Origin of the sequence: Kribbella sp. NPDC051587, assembly GCF_044453945.1 — a bacterium.
Lineage (GTDB): Bacteria > Actinomycetota > Actinomycetes > Propionibacteriales > Kribbellaceae > Kribbella.
Map to the genome: position 1 here is coordinate 1 of NZ_JBITDE010000013.1, position 22,676 is coordinate 22,676.

At 66.7% G+C, this 22,676-nt stretch carries 8 protein-coding genes; 7 read left to right on the forward strand and 1 reads right to left on the reverse strand.

Translation table 11 applies throughout. From position 1 onward, the window contains the following. Positions 1-295: 295 nt before the first annotated feature. Entirely contained in the window at positions 296-1,462 is a 1,167-nt protein-coding gene (locus ACIA49_RS33575) for a hypothetical protein (protein ID WP_396381986.1), read from the forward strand. A 76-nt stretch (positions 1,463-1,538) separates the two neighbouring features. On the opposite strand, the gene ACIA49_RS33580 is transcribed toward ACIA49_RS33575, so the two are convergent. Next, positions 1,539-2,525, reverse strand: coding sequence for a catalase (locus ACIA49_RS33580; RefSeq protein WP_396381987.1), 987 nt, complete (start codon positions 2,523-2,525; stop codon positions 1,539-1,541). A gap of 576 nt (positions 2,526-3,101) precedes the next feature. Between ACIA49_RS33580 and ACIA49_RS33585 the strand changes: the two genes are divergently transcribed. From ACIA49_RS33585 to ACIA49_RS33610, 6 genes are read left to right on the forward strand one after another with little or no spacing between them, the layout of a single operon-like run. Further along, complete coding sequence (locus tag ACIA49_RS33585) at positions 3,102-4,826, forward strand: acyl-CoA dehydrogenase (protein ID WP_396381988.1); 1,725 nt, start codon at positions 3,102-3,104, stop codon at positions 4,824-4,826. After that, entirely contained in the window at positions 4,823-6,328 is a 1,506-nt protein-coding gene (locus ACIA49_RS33590) for an acyl-CoA dehydrogenase (RefSeq protein WP_396381990.1), read from the forward strand. The genes ACIA49_RS33585 and ACIA49_RS33590 overlap by 4 nt, the downstream gene beginning before the upstream one ends. Positions 6,329-6,344: 16 nt before the next feature. Beyond that, positions 6,345-6,599, forward strand: a complete 255-nt coding sequence (locus ACIA49_RS33595) for an acyl carrier protein (RefSeq protein WP_396381993.1) — start codon at positions 6,345-6,347, stop codon at positions 6,597-6,599. Next, positions 6,596-21,511: an amino acid adenylation domain-containing protein gene (locus tag ACIA49_RS33600; RefSeq protein WP_396381995.1), complete on the forward strand. Its 14,916-nt coding sequence runs from the start codon at positions 6,596-6,598 to the stop codon at positions 21,509-21,511. The genes ACIA49_RS33595 and ACIA49_RS33600 overlap by 4 nt, the downstream gene beginning before the upstream one ends. Next, complete coding sequence (locus ACIA49_RS33605; RefSeq protein ID WP_396381996.1) at positions 21,508-21,717, forward strand: MbtH family protein; 210 nt, start codon at positions 21,508-21,510, stop codon at positions 21,715-21,717. Before ACIA49_RS33600 ends, ACIA49_RS33605 begins: the two co-directional genes overlap by 4 nt. After that, a complete protein-coding gene (locus ACIA49_RS33610; RefSeq protein ID WP_396381998.1) occupies positions 21,714-22,664 on the forward strand; it encodes a TauD/TfdA family dioxygenase in 951 nt (316 codons plus the stop codon). The genes ACIA49_RS33605 and ACIA49_RS33610 overlap by 4 nt, the downstream gene beginning before the upstream one ends. Positions 22,665-22,676 lie beyond the last annotated feature (12 nt).

A 22,676-nucleotide genomic window follows, 5' to 3' on the forward strand; every position in this document is an offset into this window, starting at 1 on the left:
CCACCCCCCCCCACCGGGTCCTCAACACCCCGCGGTGGCTCCCACGGGGCGCGGCGGGTTTACCGGGGGTGGGTGTGGGGGGTGCGCGCCGCCACACGCCAAGTGCGCACGCCTGCGATGCAACACGATGGCCCGATCGCCAGGTGCGAGTCGGAACACCGGATGAGGCCGGCTGTCAGCCTCCGTCATGCCGGATCTTGCCATCAAAAGGGCGGCTTCGCCCGCCGCAGTTTGTCCCCATCGGTGTAACACGCCAGTTCATCCAAGTGGCGGGCACCGAACTCAGAGGAGAGCCATGAAGAGGTTTTTTGTTCTTCCCACCGCGGTAGCTGTCTTCGGATTAGCGGCAGTGGTGGTTGCACCTGCGACTGCGGCCGCACCGGCCGAGGTCCAAGCGATCGGCACCGGGCCGACGACTGAGCAGGTCAGCGCGTTCGTGACGCCGGACCTACTGTGGGTGGCGACCAAGACATCGGAGAGGCTGGGCATCGAACTGTCGCCAGTCCAACGAGCTCTCATTGACGTCATCGATCCGCACGACTACCAGTGCACCCCCACCGAGATGACGACCTGGGTACAGTCGCAGTTGCACGGCTGGACAGTCGAAGATCAGCTGTTCCTGTACGGCGCTACGCTACAAAATCTGGCCGGCTACGCGAGTATGGTCGTTTCGCCCGACACCGCGCCAAGCTACGGTCCACATGGCGAGTTCACCAAGCCGATCACCAAGACCTTCGGCAGGCTGCGGGCCTTCTGGGACATCAAATCCGATGACATCCACCTGCTGCCGATGCACGGATCGATCATGACCGACCGATCGGCGCTTTACACCACCTTCCGCACGATCTTCGGGCGCGACGAAACCACGTCCAGCCGGTTCGCCGATACCTACTCGAACTGGGCCAAGGGACTGATCGCACGTCTCGGCGATGCGCCATTGCTGACTCTGAACGCGTTCGCTTTCAGCGGCGTCGGTGACAGCAATCCGGGCCTCGCCGCGCTGCCCGATGCGATTGTGATGGGTGACGGAATTCAACAGGCGTTCACGGCGCTAGGGCTGGGCGACGTCTCACCGCAGAGCGTGCTGGCCCACGAATTCGGACATCACATCCAGTACGAGGACGGCTTGTTCAGTTCGCCGCTCACGGGCGCCGAAGCCAGTCGTCGCACTGAGCTCATGGCAGACGCCTTCGCGGCTTACTTCTTGGCCCACGCTCGGGGAGCAGCCCTTCAGTGGCATCGAGTTCAGACATTTGTGCGCGTCTTCCACTCGATTGGTGACTGCGGCTTCACGGATCCGGGGCATCACGGAACTCCTGATCAGCGAACCAGGTCGGCGGTCTGGGCTTACGGGCTGGTGATCACGGCTCCGAACAGAGGCCACATCATGCCAAGCCGAACCTTCGCGGCGCTCTTCGACGCTGTGTTGCCTGTGCTCGTAGCCCCAGACGCCGTTCACTGACAGAGGGGCGGCAGGGACCTGCGAACCCGGCCGCCCACCGCAGCTCAGCCAAGACGCACTTCCGGTGTTTCTCCGTCTACAGCGAATCGGGGACGAACGCATTGAGTGCTTCGCGAGCGCGGCGATGCTGCGAGATCGCATATACCGCGCTTCTGGCAAGTAGGACGGGATCGTTCGACGGCTCGATCCCCTGCCCAACCCTGAGGGGGTCGAACGTCACAGCATCCCACGCGCCTGCTCTGTGCGATGGCCGGCTGATTTCAAGGGTTCCCACCTCGATCTCCTCTCTGTCACTCGGCCAGAGCTGTGTGCTGTCCTCGAGAGGATCGTCGGCAGCCGCGAACTGAACACGTAAGACGAAGGAGATCGCTCCGCGCCGCATGCGCCTGTAGAACTCGTTGGTGAGATGTGTGGGAGACCAGGAGGCGATCTCTTCGGGCGTCGCCGACTGCACACCCGCTACAGGATCCCAGCGGTACCGGACGTGCCTGCGGCCGCCAGTAGGCCCTACCCAGACGAACGCATGATTCGCCCAGTACTGCGTCGTCGCATAGCTCTCGGGGATGCTCAGCGCTGCAGCGAACTCGAAGGCCCTCAGAGATTCGGGATGAGCTGTGATGAACGATGTGACCTGAGCCTGACGCTCGGGGCCTGGAAGCGGTGCGGCCGTCAAGCGCCGGGTCAACTCGAGGAACTTCGGTGGCGTCGAGGCGACGAACACCGGCATGTTGACACTGACGAGGTTGGACTCAGGCTGCCCGGGAGAAAGAAACCTGACCGCCATTCCTCGCACCGTCGGCATCGAGTCCGCTGCGGTCGGGTCACCGCTGACGTGTGAGAACCTGACGACGGCCGGCACCTCGCTGCCTTGCAGATGGGGAGCGACAGTGGACGCTGCCGCATGGCCCGTGGGAACGAAGCGGGCGTCCAGAAGCAGCCCCCGGGCATGGATTCTGCGGTATCCGGGATGCTCGCCAGCCATCTCCTCCAAAGCGTCGACCATCGTCGAGTCGAAATCCTCGGCGGCCGGCGAGTCGACTGGGGGCTTGCGGAAGTCAGTCACTTATCGCTCCTATAGCACGGTCGTCACCGGCAGATGAGGTAGCCGAATTTCCTGATGCGTCAAGGTTGCTTCTATTCATACCAGGAAAATGGCATGCATCCGGACATCAGCGGCCGGCCCTCGCTCCTGAACGTCTTGTTTCGGGTGCAATTCGCCGAGCCGCAGAGATCAAAAGGCATACAAGGCGACGGAAACGCCCGGAGCCGTTGCCCTCACGTATCAGCGAGGCGTCTCCGATGACGCGAACTCGGCTGAATGATGTGCTTATCACCACCAACCAACCACGCCGCGATCAACGTCAAGTAGACAACGCGTACACAGGTGCACGACATGGTGCGTGATGCATGCATTGAGCCATGGACCCCGATTCCCGGTATGGCTATCGACGCCCGGGCTTAGCAGGCCAGACGCCAGACCTGCTGCATCGTTCCCCTCAGAGCCTGCGGACCCCACTTCACCCGATCGCCGCTTCATCACGTCGCGCCTGAACTCGACTGATCGGCCAGCATCGGCAAGTCTTGACAGGTAGTCGACCGGTTTGACGGCAAGTTGATCGTGGTGGTTATTATGAGATAGTTGACGACAGCAAGTAATTTATTAAGGATTGATCTCAATGACTCTCAGTTGTACTTCGGCGCGTTTTATGACGCCCGGATGCGACGAAGGAAGCCGTCCGGATCGCGTATCACCTGTCGCCATGCGAATCGATTCGGAAGGGATGGGGTGTTCCTCGATGTGAATGCCTTTGAGAAGCCTTGTCTCCACGATGACGAACAGGTGAAAACTCCCTGTCGATATCACGAACGGTCACGATTTACCGAGCTGCCCCGCACTGTCGAGAAAGAGCTTTCCCTGCGTCGAGGGCCATGGTCGCGCAGGTCTATCGCCGAGCTTGACGCCCGCGACGAGCTGCCCACGGCCGCGCTCGCACATCTAGATGCCCTCGGAGTTCCCTCGGTCTACCAACTCGACCAGGAGAGCTCTTTCACGGTCGCGATCGACACGCTCCGGGTCATCGCCGCACACGATCTCACCGCCGCCATCGCGCACGGCAAGACGTTCCTCGGCGCCGCCCCTGTGTGGGTCGCCGGCAGCCTGGAGCAGACCGCCGCGATGGCTCGTCGTGTCTCTGCAGGCGTGCCGGTGTGCCTGGCACTGACCGAACGCGGGCACGGCGCCGATCTGCTTGCCGGTGAGATGGCCGCTGTCGCCGGCCCCGACGGCTGGCGACTCAGCGGCGAGAAGTGGTTGATCAACAACGCTTCGCGCGCCGGGTTCGGCTCGGTGCTCGCTCGAACGGGTGACGGCCCGCGCGGTCTCACGATGTTCCTCGTCGAACGCTCAGACGCATGGCACAACCTGCCGAAGGTACGCACGCACGGCATCCGCGGCGCCGACATCAGCGGATTCACGCTTGCCGGGACACTGGGTGAGCCTATCGGTGAGGTCGGCGACGGACTGCCGGTCGTGCTGAAGACATTACAGCTCACCAGAATCGCCTGTACCGCACTCTCACTCGGCGCCGGTGACCACGCACTGCAGCTGGCTCGCGAGTTTGCCCTCTCCCGCGTGCTCTACGGTCGCCGGCTCGCCACACTTCCCCACGCCCGCCGCCTGATCGGCCGCGTCGCCGCATGTCTTCTCCTGGCCGAGGCCGTGAGCACGACCGCTAGCCGCTCGGTGCACGCACTGCCCGGCGAATTGAGCGTGATCTCGCCGATCGCGAAGGCCTTCGTGCCTACGATCGTGCACGAGGCGCTGGCCGATGTCGCCAGTCTGCTCGGTGCGCGGGCCTTCCTCACCTCAGCGCCAGGCAACGGGTACGCGAAGCTCGACCGTGACCACCGGATCTGCGCGATCTTCGACGGCAGCACGGCGGTGAACCGCGCGGCGCTGGCGGCCCAGTTCCCGCGCCTGTCGCGGTCTGCCGGCCGACAGGCTGACGGCCTGTCGACGGTCACGGATGCCGCGATGCCGCTGCAGAGTTTCGACCGATCTCGGCTCACATTGTCCTCACGGACCGGGTGCAGCCTCGTACAGGCCTGCCAGGAGATCGCGGCGGACCGGGAGGCACTGCTGACACAGATGGCGGGGTTCGTTCCGGTCGCGGCTTTACCGGAGAGCGCGTTCGAGCTGGCCGCGCGATACGAGCGGCTCTACGCGGCCGCTTCGTGTCACGCGCTGGCCCGAAACGGGGACCCGAAGTGGACGGCCGCGGCGCTGCGGGGGTGTATGGCCGTGTTGGAGACGCGGACGGACGACGAGGCGTTCGAAGCGCTGGCCGACGGGGTGCTGGCATGAGCCACGAGGACGTGAGCGCCCTGGACGTCGGAGTCAATCTTCTCGACCTCGGATCGCCCCGCGATCCGACCAGCCTGTTCGGCTTCGAGGCAGTACTAGCCGCTGACGAACGTGCCGAACTCTCCGGCGAGGCCGAACTGCGCGCCCTGCGGCTCGCCGCAGAGTTCGTACCGGCGGAGTTCGGCGGGCGATTCACCCGGCTCGACCGACTCGTCGAGGTAGGTCGCGAGCTGTACCGCCGCGACCCGGCGCTGGCGCTGGCCAACGCCGGTGGGCCATTCATCGCCTCGCTCCTCGTATGGCAGGCGGGAGATACAGCGCAGAGGCAGCGCTGTGCCGACGCCCTGCTGAGCGGCGAGTGGCTCGCAGTGGCGGTTACGGAACTGGCCCACGGCAACGACCTCACGGCGGCAGAGCTCTCCGCCACGCGAGCCGAGGGCGGTTGGGAGCTGCACGGCCGCAAGGAGCTGATCACCAACGCTGAGAGAGCCGACGCGATGGTGGTGTTCGCCCGGACCGACCCGGCCGGCGGCCCGCGGGCGCACTCGCTGATGTGGCTCGACCGTGGGGACGAGGACAGCCTCGTGACGCTCCCCCGCTACGGTACCGACGGCGTGCGCGGCGTGAAGCTCGGCGGATTCGAATTCACCGGGCACCTCGCGCCGACAGACGCTGTCCTCGGACAGCCGGGCTCTGGGCTGGAGCATCTCCTCAAGGCCTTCCAGGTAACCCGGACCTCGCTGCCCGCCATGGCGGTCGGTGTGCTGGACACCGCGTTGCGCATAGCGGTCGAGCATCTCACCGAACGCACGCTCTACAGAGGCCGGGCCGTCGACCTGCCGCACGTCAGGGCCGAACTGGTAGGCGCATACCGCGATCTGCTGACCGCCGAGGTCGTCAGCGCGGTCGGGGTGCGCGTGCTGCACCTTGCCCCTCGTGCAGGAAGCGTTTCGTCGGCGGTCGTGAAGTTCGTCGTATCCGGGTTGCTACTGAGTGCCCTCGACCGCGTGGCGGATCTGCTCGGCGCCTACTCGTACCTACGGGAGGGGCCGACCGGAATGGTGCAGAAACTGCTGCGGGATGTGCGACTGGTGGGCTTCGGGCACGTCGCCAGGGCGGCCTGTCAGATGAGCCTGCTGCCGCAACTGCCGTTGCTTGCAAAGCGATCGTGGAGCAAGCCGCCTCGAGAGGTACCTGGATTGTTCGATGTGGACGGCGAGATCGCACCGCTGCGATTTGACGCCTTCGCGGTCAACGCCAGCGGATTCGACCCCGTGACGTCCACATTGCACGGCACGCCCGAGCTCCAGGATCTCGCCGAGGTCTGCTCCGCACTGCCTCCGTCCCAGCTCGGGGTAGACGCCGCGCCCGCCCACTACGACCTGACGACCCGCTACGCCGAGCTTTTTACGAAGGCCTGCGTACTGCGGGTCTTCGGTACCGAGACACCCCACCACCAAGACGACGAGCAGGCGTTCACGAACCTGCTCGGCCGGTACTGAACCCAAAGGAAGCAACATGGCCGACGACACCCTCCGCACCTGGCTGACCAGCAGGGTCGCCGTCTATCTCGACCGCGACCCCGCCTGCATCGAGAGCTCGCGACCGCTGGCCGAGTACGGGCTCGACTCACTCACTGCTGTGGCGCTGTGCGCGGACCTCGAAGACGAGTACGACCTAGAGGTTGATCCTGTGCTGGCGTGGGACCACCCCAGTATCGAGGCGCTTGCCGCCGTCATCGCGACCATGATCGCGGAAAAGTCCCAGGCATGACTGGGCTTCCACTGACTGCCGCCCAGCACGACGTCTGGGTCGCCCAGCAACTCGCCGCCTCGAGCCCCGCTTTCAACTGCGCGGTGTACCTCGAACTCGGCAGCGCCGAGCACCTGAGCGAGGCTGTGCGCCGGGTGGTCGCCGAGACCGAGGCTGTGCGCATCCGGATAACGCCGGATGGCCGTCAGGTCCTCGACGACACCATCACCGGCCGCCTCGAGGAAATCACCTGCGCAGAGGATGCGGCCCATGCCTGGATGGACACCGACCTCGCCAGGCCTCGGTCCATGACGGACGGCGGACTGTTCACCCACGTACTCTTCCGCGTCGCACCGGAACGCGTCCTCTTGTATTTCCGCTACCACCACGTACTGCTCGACGCATTCTCGCTCAAGCTCTACACCGAACGGCTCGTGACGATCCACGACGCACTCCGCACCGGCCAAGAGCCTGTGCCTTCGCGATTCGGCACTCTGGACGATCTCGTCGAGTCGGAGAGCTCCTACTTCACCTCACCGCGTCACCTCAGGGACCGCGAGTACTGGACCACTGAGTTCGCCGACGGGCCAGAGCCCACGGACCTCGGCACGGGTGCGGATGGTCTTTCGGCGAGCCTGCCTAGAGTCAGCACCCACGTGCCGCTGACCGGCCGCTGGTCCGTGCAGGTCATCGCAGCGATGGCTGCCTACACTCACCGCGTCACCGGCGCATCTGATGTGGTGCTGCGGGTACTGCTGGCCGCGCGGCAGGGACCGGTCGCGATGACCACACCCGGCATGCTCGTCAACGACGTACCACTGCGGGTGCGGGTGCGGCCGGAGACCACACTCACCGAGCTGGCCGAACAGGTCACGGCCGGGCTCTCCCAGGCCCAACGCCATCAGCGCTTCCCCGCAACCGAACTGCGGCGCGCGCTCGACGTACAGCCGCTGGGTCCGACAGTGAACCTGATGCCGTTCGCCACCATCGCCATGGGAGACCTGGTGGTGCATCATCTGTCGTCGGGACCGGTGCGGGACCTGTCACTGGACGCGGCGGTTGACGGCGACGGTGTGCAGCTCACGGTCGGCGCACACCCCGGCCGGTTCACACCGGAGGTTGTTGCAACACACCTTGACCGGCTCGTCCGGCTGGTGACTGCTGACCCGCACCTGCCTGTCAGCGCCGTGGACCTGCTGAGCAGCGCCGATCGCGAGCGTTTCAATACCTGGCAGCACACAGATCGCGATCTGCCGGCCCTGGACCTCGTCGCTGCGTTCGAGGCGCAAGACCCCACCTCCGAGGCAGTAGTCGGGGACGAACGGCTGACGTACGGCGAGCTGAACGCGCGAGCCAACCAGGTCGCGCACACGTTGCTCGGCAAGGGGATCGGCCCGGAAGCCCTGGTAGTGGTGCGGCTGCCGCGGTCGGTACAGCTGATCGCGGCGGTCTGGGGCGTACTCAAGGCCGGCGCGGTCTACGTGCCGATCGATCCGGACACCCCCGCCGACGGGTTACTCGCCCGGATCCAGCCCGCTTTCGTCATCGACGAGACCACTTCGTATGACGGGGGCAGTCACAACCCCGACGTCCCACGTGGAGACGCGGCCTACGTGATTCACACCTCCGGGTCGACCGGGACACCCAAGGGTGTTGTGATCACTCACGAGGGCATCACGAACCGGATCGCCGGGCGGCAGACCGAACACCCCCTCACAACCGCGGATCGCGTGCTGCACAAGACTCCTATCGGATTCGACGTGTCCATAGGGGAGCTGTTCTGGCCGTTCACGCAGGGCGCCACACTCGTACTGGCCAAGCCAGGTGGTCACCGTGATCCGGCGTACCTCGCGCGGCTGATGCGTGACGAGCAGGTCACCGTCGCGGACTTCGTACCGTCGATGCTGGCCGCGTTCCTGGCTGAGCACGTGCTGCCCGCGTCGGCGCGGTTCGTCGTGTGCATCGGCGAAGCGCTCCCACCTGCTGTCGTGCAACGGTTCTTCGAGACCAACGCCGGGGTGCGGCTGTACAACTGCTACGGCCCGGCCGAGGCCTCGATCGAGGTGACGATCCACGATTGCGTCGTGGCGGACGTCGTACCGATCGGCAGGCCGGTCGCGAACACCCGCGTGTACGTGCTGGACGCAGCGCTCGCACCTGCTGCACCTGGCGTCATAGGTGAGATTTACCTGGCAGGCGTTCAGCTGGCCCGCGGGTATCTTGACCGGCCGGACCTGACCGCGGAGCGGTTCGTCGCGAACCCGTTCGGTAGCGGCGAACGGATGTACCGCACCGGAGACCTTGCACGAGTGAGCCCCGACGGTGTGATCGACTACGTCGGCCGGGTCGACGGCCAGGTCAAGATCAACGGCCAGCGCGTCGAGCCTGGTGAGGTACAGGCGGTGCTGGCACAGCTCCCGGGGGTCGAGCGGGCGGTCGTGATCGCACGAGGTGCTCAACTCGCCGGGTACGTCACCGGTACGCCGAGCGAGGAGCCACGTGAGTGGCTGGCCCGTCGGCTGCCGCCGTTCATGGTACCCGCGTTCGTCCTGATGATCGCCACGATCCCGACGACCGCCAACGGCAAGCTCGACCGGAACGCGCTGCCCACACCTGCGCCGACCGAATCCCGACCGGCCGCAGGTGAGATCGAGACCGCCTTGGTCGAGGCTGTCAGCAATCTGCTGCAGGTCTCGCCCGGCGTGGACGACGACCTGTTCGCGCTCGGCGTGGACAGCATCTCCGCGCTGGCTCTGGTGGCCCGGCTGCGGCAGCAGGGCTGGCTGATCGCGCCGCAGGATGTGTTCGCGCACCCGACCGTCGCCGGGCTGGCAGCGGTCGCCGTACCCGTGGAGCCCATCGAGGACGAGCCTGTCGGCGAGTTCCCCGCGACACCGACGATGCGGTGGCTCGCGCGGCGCGGTGACGGCTCCGGGCTGACTCAGTCGGTGACGATCGCTGCGAAGATCCAGTACGACGCCCTGGTCGCCGCGTGGCAACAGATGCTCGACCGGCACGACGCGTTGCGCATGCGGGGCACCGAGATCCTGCCGGTCGGCGCAATCAACGCAGCCGACGTGGTAACCCGTGACGACAGCGGCTGGGTTCGGTGGTCGCCGGACCGCGTGCGGTTCGTGCTGCATCACCACGTGGTGGACGGCGTTTCGTGGCGGGTGCTGCTCGACGATCTGCACAACGCACTCGACGGCCGCCCGCTGTCCGCACCCGGTACGTCGTTCCGCGCCTGGGCACTACGTCAGCGTCGTCCCGACATCGCCATCGATCCACGGCCGGGCACGCCGCGCACGATTCAGGTCACCGCGCCGGCCTCATTGCTGACCAAGCCACACGCCACACCGGACGAACTGTTGCTCGCGGCTCTGGTCGCGGCTCACGGCAAAGACCTGCTCGTGCACCTTGAAGGTCACGGCCGTGACGCTGATACGGCGTCGACCGTCGGTTGGTTCACCGACTTCCGCACGTTCTCCCTGCATACGGCGACACAGCAACTGCGGCAGGCCAAGGAAGATCTGCGCACCGAGGTGACCGGAACACCGAGGATCGCGGTCAACCACCTCGGTGAGATGCCCGCCGATGTCGTGGAGTTCGCGCTGCTTGCCGACGGGCTCGCGCTCGCACATGACATCGAAATCACCACCTACATCCGCGGCACCGAACTGGTCGCGGAGTGGGCGTTCCCGCAGGAGCTGTTCGGTGCGGACGAGATCCAGCAGCGGGCGGAGGCTTGGGTGGGCGCGCTGCACAGGATCGCGGCAGAGCCGGACGGGCTGACTCCGGCGGATGTCCCGTTGGTCGAGATCACCCAGACAGAGCTGGACCGGTTGCGCGGTATGACGGACGTGCAACCGCTGTCACCGTTGCAGCAGGGTTTGCTCTTCCTGGCTCTGTACGAGGAAGAGGACCCGTACGTCGGTCAACTGGTACTGCGGATCGAAGGCGGGTTCGATCCCGACCGGATGCGCGACGCCGCCGCAGCCCTTCTGGCCCGACATCCGCAACTACGGGCCGGTTTCCGCAGCCGGTCTGCCGGTGAGCCCATTCAGGTGGTGCCGGCCGAGGTCAAGGTGATCTGGGCGGAACCAGACAACCTGGACGATTATCTGGCACGGGACCGGGCGCGTGGTTTCAGCGTGGTTCGGCCGCCGCTCATCCGGTTCGCTGCCGTCGGGGATCATTTCGTCATCACTCGCCATCACCTGTTGCTCGACGGCTGGTCGCTTCCGTTGCTCGTGACCGAGCTGTTCAGGTTGTACGGCGAAGAGAAGTTGCCGCCGGCACCGTCGTACCAGTCCTATCTGCGCTGGTTGCGCGGCCAGGACAGCGAAGCTGCGCTCACCGCCTGGAACGAGGAACTCGACGGGTTCGAGCCTGCTCCGCTCCTGTCGACCGACAGCGAGCACTTCATCCACCAGGCAGTACTGCCAGAGGAGACGACGACACGACTTGTGAAGGCCGCTCGCGCCCACGGGCTGACACTCAACACGGTCATCCAGGGCGCTTGGGCGGTGCTGCTCGGCGCTGTCACCGGTCGCGACGACGTGGTCTTCGGCGCGGCCGTCGCGGACCGGCCCGCCGATGTGCCCGGCGCGGACCGGATGATCGGCTTGTTCCTCAACACCGTGCCCGTACGCGTCCAACTGGACGACCGTCCCCTCAGCGCCGTGCTCACCGACCTTCAACGTGCGCAGGCCGCACTGGTACCGCACCGCCACCTCGGCATTGCCGACCTTGGCCGCGGTCAACTGGTCGACACAGTGGTGGCGTTCGAGAACTTCCCGCTGCCGCAGAACCTCTCCGCGGGCGGTCTCCGGCTCGCTGATGCCGAGCTGCGCGAGCAGACGCACTATCCGATCTCGCTGGCAGTCTTTCCCGAGGCGTCGCTACGGGTGCGGTTCGCGGCCCGTACGAGCGTGCTGGACATCACGGCACTCGCCGACGATCTGATCGCCGTACTGCACCAGGCCGCCGATTCGCTGGACCGACCGGCCGGCGCGTTCGAGGTGCGCAGCCGTTCTGCGGCAGACACCACCCGCCGAGCCGTCCGGGCCACCGGTTCCGGTGCGGATGCGGTAGTGCGACAGATCGTGGCCGAGGTGCTCGGGGTCGATGACATCGGTGCGGACGAAGAGTTCTTTGCACGGGGTGGCAACTCCATCCTGATGATCAGGCTGGTGCATCGGCTGCGCGACGAGTTCGGCGTCGCGCTGTCACTACGCGAAGTCTTCGCCGCGCCCACGGTTGCGGGCATCTCCGGCCTCCTGGCTCGAGGGGAACAGGGGCAGTCGCGGATCACTGCAGGCGACCGCCCGGCCCGGATACCGCTGTCGTTCACGCAGGAACGGATGTGGTTCCTGCAACGGATGCGGGCCGACTCCGGCACCTACAACATCCCGTTGCAGATCCACCTGACTGGACCCGTCGACGCCGACGCGCTGGATGCCGCACTCCAGGATCTGATCATGCGGCACGAGCCGCTACGCACGATCTACCCAGAGGACGAGCAGGGCCCGCATCAGGTTCTGTTGCCTGCCGGTGGGTTCACGATGGGGCGTTCGACGGAGAACCCCGACCTCGCAGCACTGGCCGCTGTCCCGTTCGATCTGACTTGTGACCTGCCGCTGCGGGCAACGCTGTTCTCCCGCAACACCGACGAGCACGTGTTGCTGCTGATCGTGCACCACATTGCCGCGGACGGCGCGTCGCTGACGCCGCTGGCTGACGACTTGTCCGCCGCGTATACCGCCCGGAGCTCCGGTGCCGAGCCGGACTTCGCGCCACTTCCCGTGCAGTACGCGGACTTCGCCGTATGGCAGCGGGAATCGCTGACCGATGAGCTCGACCGACAGGTCGGCTACTGGACCGAGCAGTTGGCGGGCCTACCGCAGGAGGTCACCTTCCCGGCCGACCGGCCACGTCCGGCCGCACCGTCGTACGAGGGCGCCCACGCCTTGTTCGAGATCTCACCCGAGCTGTACGGACGGGTGCGAAATCTCGCGGGCCAGACCCGCAGCACGCCGTTCATGGTGCTGCAGGCCGGGGTCGCGATGCTGCTGACCTCACTCGGCGCCGGCGAGGACGTGCCGATCGGCGGCGCGATCGCCGCACGCACCGACTCTGCGCTCGACGAAGTCGTCGGCGTCTTCATCAACACGCTCGTCTACCGGTTCGACCTGTCCGGCGATCCGACGTTCACAGACCTGCTGACCCGCGTCCGGGAGACGGGCCTGGCCGCTTATGCCCACCAGGACGTGCCGTTCGAACGGCTCGTGGAGGACCTGAAGCCAGAGCGGTCGCGGTCACGGCACGCGTTCTTCCAGGTCATGGTGGCCTTGCTGGACTTCACCGACGCCACGATCACGCTGCCCGGAATCGACGTGGCGCCGGACGTCATCATGAACGGCACGTCGAAGTTCGACGCGCACTTCGACTGCGTGGCCAACGAGTACGGGGGCCTGTCATGCCGCCTGGAGTACGCCACCGACCTGTACGACGAGCAGACCGCCCAGACCCTGGTCGAACGATTCGTGCGGGTGCTCGAGGTGGTGACCGCGGAGCCGGGCCTGCGACTCTCCGAGGTTGACGTGATGTCAGCCGCGGAACGTGAACTGGTCGTCCATGGCTGGAACGCGACCTCCGCTGAGATCACCGACTGGTCGTTCGTCGAGCAGATGGAAGCCCAGGACCCGCTGCTGGAGGCAGTGGTCGCCGCTGGCGAACGGGTCAGCTACGGCGAATTCAACGCGCGCGTCAACCGGCTCGCCCGGGCGTTGCGGCACCGTGGCGTCGGGCCGGAGACCCGGGTCGCGATCATGCTGCCTTATTCGGTCGACCTGATCGTGGCTCTGTGGGCGGTGATCAAGGCCGGCGCCTCATACGTGCCGGTCGACACCGGCTATCCGGCCGAACGGATCGAGTACATCCTGCGCGACTCCGGTGCCGCGCTGATCATGGCCGAGCACGACGTCGAGGGGTTCGAGCGCCTGCCGGTCGGCGCCCCGGACGAGAGTGCCGAGAACCTCGGCACACTCGCCCACCCGGACAACAGCTCGTACATCATCTACACCTCCGGATCGACCGGACGTCCCAAGGGAACGATCAATACCTACGCCGGCATGGTCAATCGGTTCCAGTGGATGCAGAAAGACGTCGGCCTCGGACCGGGCGACCGGGTGCTGCAGGCGACGCCAACCGGCTTCGACGTCTCGGTGTGGGAGGTCTTCTGGACGCTCTCGCGAGGCGCGACGCTGGTCGTACCGAAGCCCGGCGGTCACCGTGACCCCGTTTACCTGTCGAAGCTCATGCACGACGAGCAAGTGACAGTCGCGCACCTCGGCGCGTCACGGCTCGCCGCGTTCCTCGCCGAGGCCGACCTGCCGCAGTCAATTCGCTATGTCGAATCCGGTGACGAGACGATGCCCGCCGAGCTGATCAGGCGGTTCCACCGCGACAACCCGGACGCGATCATGACGAACGCCTACGGGCCGACCGAGGCCGCTATCGACGTCACGCGCTGGCCGACCCCCGCCGAACCGGACACCGTGCTGATCGGCGGTCCCGTTCTCAACACCACGGCTTATGTGCTCGACGCGCGGCTCTGCCCGGTACCACCGGGTGTGCGCGGCGAGCTGTACATCGGTGGCCTGCAAGTCGCCCGCGGCTACCTCGACCAGCCGGCTCTGACCGCGGACCGCTTCGTGGCGAACCCATTCGCCGCCGACGGCTCCCGTCTCTACCGAACCGGAGATCTGGTGCGATGGAAAGACGGCGAACTGGAGTACTTCGGCCGCGCGGACGGACAAGTGAAGCTACGCGGGCAACGGGTGGAGCTGGGCGAGATCGAGTCCGCAATGGACGCATTCCCCGGCGTGGCCAGGTCTGCTGCCGCCGTACACGACCAACGGCTCGTCGGCTATGTCGTCACGACCGCCGCTGTCGACCACGAAGAGCTGCGCCGAGCTCTGGGACAGAAACTGCCGGAGTACATGGTGCCGCCCACGATCGTCGAGATGGATCGCTTTCCATCCATGCCCACGGGCAAGCTGGACCGGGCGGCGCTGCCGGTGCCGGACTTCGGCCCGTCGACCGGCCGGGCTCCCCGCGACGCACGGGAAGAGCTGCTGTGCGGGCTGTTCGCAGAGATCACCGGGGTCCCCGAGGTGTTTCTCGACGACGACTTCTTCGCACTGGGCGGGCATTCACTGTCGGTGGCACGGCTCGCGAACCGGATCAGGACCGTGCTCGGCGTCGAGGTCGAACTATCAGCGTTGTTCGAGGCAACGACTCCGGCGCAGGTCGCCGTACTGCTGGACGGCGCGTCCGAACGCCGGCCCGCGCTCGCCCGTCGGGCACCGGGCCGGACGCTGTTGTCACACGCCCAGGAACGGCTCTGGTTCCTCTACAGGTTCGAAGGTCCGTCCGCCGCCTACAATCTGCCGATCGCAGTGCGCCTCACCGGAAACCTCGACGTCACGGCATTGTCCGCAGCGCTGGACGACGTCGTCACACGGCATGAAGTACTGCGGACGATCTTCGCCGAGGATGCGGAGGGACCTCATCAGGTCGTGCTTCCGGCCGCGCCGACGCTGAACGTACGACCGGTCACCGACTTGGACGCCGCTCTGGCGGAGGCCGTGGCGACGCCGATCGACCTCGCCACCGAGCCGCCGTTCCGGCCGATGCTGTTCCGGGTATCGGCAGGCGAGCACGTAATGGTGCTGTTGCTGCACCACATCGCAGGTGACGCGCTGTCGATGCCACCGCTGGCCGCCGACGTACTGGCCGCTTACGAATCACGGCTGCGCGGGGAAGTGACCGACTGGGGCCCGATGCAGGTGCAGTACGCCGACTATGCGGTGTGGCAACGGGATCTGCTCGGGTCTGCCGCCGACCACGACAGCCTCATCTCGAAGCAGCTCGCGCACTGGACATCCGCGCTCGCTGGGCTGCCGGAACAAATGGAACTGCCGGCCGACCGGCCACGCCCGGCCGTCTCGTCGTACCGGGGTGACGTGGTGCGGTTCGCCGTGCCTACCGAAGTCCACCGCGGACTAGTGGCTCTGGGTCGCGACCGCGGCGCAACAACATTCATGGTGGTGCAGGCCGCGCTTGTCACATTGATGCACCGGCTGGGCGCGGGTGAGGACGTGGTGATCGGCTCGCCCGTCGCGAACCGAACCGACGAGGAACTCACCGGTTTGGTCGGCTTCTTCGTGAACAATCTGGTGCTGCGCACGGACGTCAGCGGGGCACCCACCTTCACCGAGGTGCTCGCGCGGGTGCGAGCCGCCGATTTGGCCGCGTACTCGCACCAGGACGTGCCCTTCGAACGGATCGTAGAGGCGATCAATCCCGTCCGCTCGACTGCGCGGCACCCTCTGTTCCAGGTCAGCCTGAACTGGGTGGACGCGGACATGGTCGTCAACGTCGACCTACCCGGTCTGGGGACCGAAGTGATCGAGCTGACGTCACGGACGGCCAAATTCGACCTGTCCTTCTTCCTGCGGGAGAGCGTCGACGGATTGGACTGCTTCCTGGAGTTCGCGACAGACCTCTACGACGAGGCGACGGCGCAACGACTGGCAGACAGGTTCGCGGATCTGCTCGCGGCCGTCGTCGTGACGCCGGACCTGCCGATCGGGTTGCTGGAGGTGGTCGGGGCCGACGAGCGCGCAGCGTTGGACAGCTGGAACGACACCGCACACCCGTTGCCAGAAGGCACGTTGACCTCGTTGATCGAGGCTCAGGTGGCACGTACACCGAACGCCCCAGCTGTCGCTTGTGGACAAACAGTGCTGACCTACGCCGAGCTGGACGCGGCGGCGGCACGGATGGCGCGGCATCTGGCCCGAATCGGAGCCGGGCCGGAGAGGTTCGTCGCGGTGTCGCTGCCGGCTGGTGTGGACGTGCTGGTCACGTTGCTCGCGGTACTGAAGACCGGAGCCGGATACCTCCCGCTGGATCCGTCGCACCCGGCGGAGCGGATCGACTTCATGGTCCGCGACATCGCGCCGGTCGCAGTGGTGACTCCGGAGTTCCTGACCACCATTGAGGACGCCGAGCCGTTCGAGGTCGAGGTCCGGCCGGAAAACGCCGCATTCGTCATCTTCACCTCCGGCTCGACGGGTACTCCCAAGGCGGTCGTGGTCGAGCATCAGTCGCTTGTCGCCTACCTGGTGTGGGCGACCAGTGAGTACACCTCGTTGCGGGGCCGAACGTTGGTGCACTCGCCGATCTCGTTCGACCTCACCGCAACCGGGCTGTATGGGCCATTGCTGGCCGGCGGCTGCGTCGAGCTGGTGCCGTGGAGCGGTACCGGACCGGCGGCGGGAGTCTCGGTAACGAAGCCGGACTTCGTGAAGGCCGTACCGAGCCACCTGCAGATGCTCGACGTCATCGGCGACGAGTACTCCCCCGGCGCCCAGCTCGTCCTCGGTGGCGAGTCGCTTTTCGGCGACGCTCTGGATGTATGGCGCTCCAAGCATCCCGGTGCGACCGTGCTGAACGAGTACGGCCCGACCGAGACGACCGTCGGCTGCACGACCTTCCGGATCGAGCCAGACGACGGAGTGCCATCTGGTGTCATCACCATCGGCACGCCAGTGTGGAACACGAAGATTCTCGTGCTGGACGCACGCATGCGACTCGCGCCGGTCGGTGTGGTCGGCGAGCTGTACGTGGCCGGTGACCTGGTGACGCGCGGCTACCACCGACGCGCCGGCCTGACCGCGACAAGGTTCGTGGCGAACCCGTACGGCGCGGGGCGGATCTACCGCACCGGTGATCTGGCGCGGTGGACCGAGGCCGGTCTACTGGAGTTCGCCGGACGAGTCGACGACCAGGTGAAGCTGCGAGGCTTCCGCATCGAGCTGGGCGAGGTCGAGGCCGCGCTGACGGCCTTACCGAGGGTGACTCAGGCGGCCGTCATGGTGCGCGAGGACCAGCCGGGCGACCGACGGCTCGTGGCGTACCTGGTCGGCGATGCGGAAGTCAGCGCTGTTCGCGACGTGCTGGCACAGGCGTTGCCTGAGTACATGGTCCCGTCGGCCTTCGTGGTGCTGGATGCGTTGCCACGCACGCCGAACGGCAAGATCGACCGCAAGGTGCTGCCCGCACCAGAGACTCCGCAGGTTGTGTCGCGGCCACCGGCACCGGGTGTCGAGAGCCGGGTCGCGGAGCTGTTCGCCGACGTGCTCGGTGTTGAACCGGGAGCGGACGACGACTTCTTCGCCTTGGGTGGTCACTCGTTGCTGGTCGTACGGCTGGTGAACCGGCTGCGCGATGAATTCGGCGCCGCCGTGGAGATCCGGGATGTGTTCGCCGCGCCGACCGTGGCTCGTCTCGCCGAGAGGCTGCGTCCATCGGCGCGCGAAGAGGCCGCGCTTCAGCCCATTGATGTGCCGTTGTCGGCTGCCCAGGCCCGGATGTGGTTCCTGCACCAGCTGGAAGGCCCATCCACGACCTACCTCATTCCGATCGCTCTGAGGTTGCGCGGCAAGGTGGATGTGAACGCACTGCGGACGGCGTTCGGCGATGTCCTGGACCGACACGAGGCGCTACGGACGATCGTCGACCCTGCCGGTCCGTTCCAGCGGGTGCTGGACGAGTACGAGGTTCCATTCTCACTCGGCGAGGCGGTGGCCCGGCCGTTCGACCTCGATCGCGAGCTACCAATCCGCGCTGTGCTGTCACCGGACCAGGTGCTGCTCGTGACGTTGCATCACATCGCTGGCGACGGCGGATCGATGCGGCCGCTTGCGCGTGATCTGGCGTTGGCCTACGAGGCACGGGTCCGCGGCATCGCTCCACAGTGGACGCCGCTGCCCGCTCAGTACGCGGACTTCACGTTGCGGCAGCACCATGAAGAGGCCCTCGCGCACTGGACCGACGTGTTGCGTGGGGTGCCGGAGCAGATCGACCTGCCGTTCGACCGGGACCGCCCCGCGGTGCAGTCGTTCGCGGGCGACGAGGTGCCGTTCACGGTGCCTGCCGCGACCCGAACGGCGCTGGCCGGACTGTGTCGAGACGGCGTGAGTGAGTTCATGGTCTTGCAGGCCATATTTGCGGTGCTGCTCAGCCGGCTCGGCGCCGGCGATGATGTCGTGCTCGGCGCTCCAGTCGACGGGCGGCGCGACACGACGTTCGAGAATCTGGTGGGTCTGTTCACGAACACCTTGCCGTTGCGCACGGACCTGTCAGGCGACCCGGCGTTCACCGACCTGCTCGCTCGAGTACGAGACGCAAATATCGCCGCCTATACGTACGCCGACGTACCGTTCGACAGGCTGGTGGCGGCGGTGAATCCAGCGCGGTCGGCCGCGCGCCACCCGTTGTTCCAGGTCATGCTGTCCATGGACGGCGAGCCCTTCACGCCCACGTTACCCGGACTCGACGTCGAGCTGCTCCCGTTCGGCGGAGGTCGGGCGAAGTTCGACCTGCTGCTCGCTTTCACCGAGCACGGCGGCGGGTGGCGCGGATCGCTGCAGTTCGCGACCGACCTGTTCGACCGGGCGACCGCATCCGCGATCGTGACGCGATTCCTGCGCATGCTCGGCGCTGTCATGGCAAATCCAGCGCAGCCGATCAGCGGGTTGCCGATCCTGACCGAAGCCGAACGGCACGAGGTTCTGGTCACCCGCAATGCCACCGAGAGGCCACTGTCCGGAGAGGTCTTGCCCACGCTGTTCGAGGCACAGGTCGATCGGACGCCGGACGCGCCGGCGGCCGGCTCCCTGACCTACGCGGAACTCGATGCCCGCGCGAACCAGCTCGCCCGCAAGATCGGCAGCGGTCCTGGTGATCTGGTCGGTGTGGTCCTTCCCCGCAATCAGGATCTCATGGTGGCGCTGCTCGGGGTGCTGAAGTCCGGTGCGGCCTACGTACCGGTGGACCCGGACTACCCCGCCGCCCGGATCGAGCTGATGACCCGCGGCTGCACCACGGTCATCAAGCCGGAGTCGTTCGACGGGCTGGACGCGTTCCCGACAGAGCGGCCGCAGGTCGACGTGCATCCGCGGTCGGCGGCGTACGTGATCCACACCTCCGGATCTACCGGTACGCCGAAGGGCGTGGTGATCGAGCACGCTTCGCTCGTGGCCTACCTGGCCGAGGCGGTTCGGCTCTACCCGGCCGCCGCAGACGGGGCGCTGGTGCACTCGTCCGTCGCGTTCGACATGCCGGTCACGACTCTCTTCACACCACTGCTCGCCGGCGGTCACGTGCGGTTCGGTGAGCTCGAGGGCACGACCGGACTGCTGAAGGTCACGCCGAGCCACCTGCGGTTGATGAACCTCCCGTCCGCGCAGAACCTCGTCGTCGGCGGCGAGGCGCTGGACGCGGAGGTGTTGCGGCATTGGCGCGCCGCTAACCCCTCCGCGTTGATAGTCAATGAATACGGACCGACCGAGGCGACCGTCGGCTGTGTGATCTGGGAGGTCGCCGAGACCGAGGGGGCCGTGCCGATCGGCACGCCCATCGGCAACGCGCGGGTTTATGTGCTCGACCACCTGCTGCAGCCGGTGCCCGATGGTGTCTGGGCCGATCTGTACGTTGCGGGTGCCGGCCTGGCTCGTGGTTACCGCGACGAGCCGGGGCCAACGGCGCAGCGATTCATCGCCGACCCGTTCCACGGCGGGAAACGCATGTACCGCACGGGCGACCGCGTGCGCTGGGTCCGCGACAGACTGGAGTTCGCGGGGCGCACGGATGACCAACTGAAGATCCACGGGTTCCGGGTCGAACCGGCCGAGGCTGAGGCCACGCTGTCCGCTGTCGACGGGGTGCGTCAGGCCGCGGTGATCGCGCGCGCCGGTCGGCTCGTCGCCTACGTCGTAGCGGCACGGCCTTTGCAGCCGGGCGAATTGCGGGGTGCATTGGCCGCAATCGTGCCCGCGCACCTGGTGCCGTCGGTGTTCGTCGAGGTGGACGAAATCCCGTTGAATCCCAACGGGAAGCTCGACCGGGCTCGCCTGCCGGAACCGGCGGCAACGAGCCACCGCCCCGCATCCCAGACCGAACTGGCCGTCTGCGAGATCTTCGCCGAGGTACTCGGCGTGGATCGGGTCGGCGTGGACGACGACTTCTTCGCGCTGGGCGGTCATTCGCTGCTCGCAGCCCAGATCGTGAACCGGGTGCAGACTCGGTTGGGCGGGCAGATCACGTTGACCTCGTTGTTCAGCGCGCCCACGCCTGCGTTGCTCGCGGCGCTGACGTCGACACCCGGCGGGCACTCCGTTGTCACGGACCCGCTGGCTCCCGTGATCACGCTGCGGACTGGCTCTCCGACGATGTTCTGCGTTCACCCGGTGGGAAGCCTCGCCTGGCCTTACGCCAACCTGAGCGGCGAGTTCGGACTGGTCGGGCTGCAGGCGGATGGACTCGACGGTCATGGCGAACTGCCGGGCAGTATCGCGGAGATGGCCGCCCGTTACGTGGCCCGGATCCGTGAGATTCAGCCGATCGGCCCTTACCACCTGGTCGGGTGGTCGTTCGGCGGATACGTCGCGCAGGAGATGGCGGCGCAGTTCCAAGAATCCGGTGCCGAGGTCGCCGTGCTCGCGCTGCTGGACACCTATCCCCGCACGGCGGCAACCCCGTCCGAGAAAGAGCTCCTCGAACAACTGGAGCTTCCCCCGGAACTGCAGCATCTGAGGACCGCCAATGCGGTGTTCGTCAACAACGACGCCATCGCTGCCCAGCATGTGCCGCGGACCTTCGACGGCGAGATCGCCTTCGTCCAAGCCACTCGCCTCGCGGACGGGGAGACCCTGCGCAGCCCCGAACTGTGGCAGTCGCACATCACCGGGCGCATCGACGCGTACCCGGTCGACGCCACTCATGACGGGCTGCTCGACAAGCAACCCGCAGAAGAAATCGGCGGGCTACTCGCCCGCTTGATCGAGAGGAATGAGCAATGACCAATCCCTTCGACGATCCCGACGGCGTGTTCCTGGTGCTGGTCAACCACGAGAATCAGCACTCGCTGTGGCCGGAGTTCGCGGCCGTGCCGGATGGCTGGACGTGCGTGCACGGCCCTGCTTCACGCGTCGAGTGCCTTGAGTACGTGGAACGCGAGTGGACGGACCTGCGGCCGAAGAGCCTGATCGAGGCGATGGGCGAATGACCACAGCCACAACGGATGCGCTGCACGCCGAGGACCTGGCCGGGCTGGCCGAAATCGCGGCGCGGCTCGCGGACGGCTCTTCCGTGGACGAGCCCGGGTTCGTCGCGAAAGTGCGGCGGTCATGGGAAGACGTGCCGGTCGCGCTGCGCTCAACGATCAGGAGCTTCCGGCGGCACTCCGGACCTGACGGCAGACTGGTTGTCACCGGATTGCCACTTGGTGACGTGCCGGACACCCCTAAGGTCGCGGGGTCCGTGCAGCGGGAGGCGACTGTCCCTGCCGTCACTCTCTTGCTGTTCGCGCACGGCTTGGGCGACCCCGGCTCGTTCCTGGCGGAGAAGTCGGGCGCGCTTGTGCAGGACGTCGTACCGGTGCGGGGCCAGGAGCACGTGCAGGGCAACGTCGGGTCGGCGGAACTCACCTTCCACACCGAGAACGCCTTCCACCCGCACCGCCCCGACCACGTGATGCTGTTGTGCCTGCGTCCCGACCACGACGAGGTCGCCGAACTCCGGACTGCCTGTGTACGCCGCCTGCTCCCGCAGCTCCCGGCAGATGCACGGAAGACGCTGCACCGCAACGAGTTCCTGACCTCTGCGCCGCCGTCATTCGGTGGCGCAGCTGCAGGCACCGCCCACTCGATCCTGAGCGGCGACGCCGACGACCCCGACCTCTGCTACGACCAGGCTGCCACCCGCGCGACCACGGCCGCGGGCGAAGTCGCCCTCGCCGTCCTGAACGAGGCGATCCGCGAGCACGCCGACGGTGTCCGGTTGCGGCACGGCGACATCGCGATCGTCGACAACCGCGTGGCCCTGCACGGCCGCTCGTCCTTCGTCCCGCGCTACGACGGCCGCGACCGGTGGCTGCAGCGCGGGTTCGCGTTCTCCGACCTGCGCCGCTCCCGGGATCATCGTCCCGGCGACGGCGAAGTACTCACCCAGTGAGGAATCCTGAAC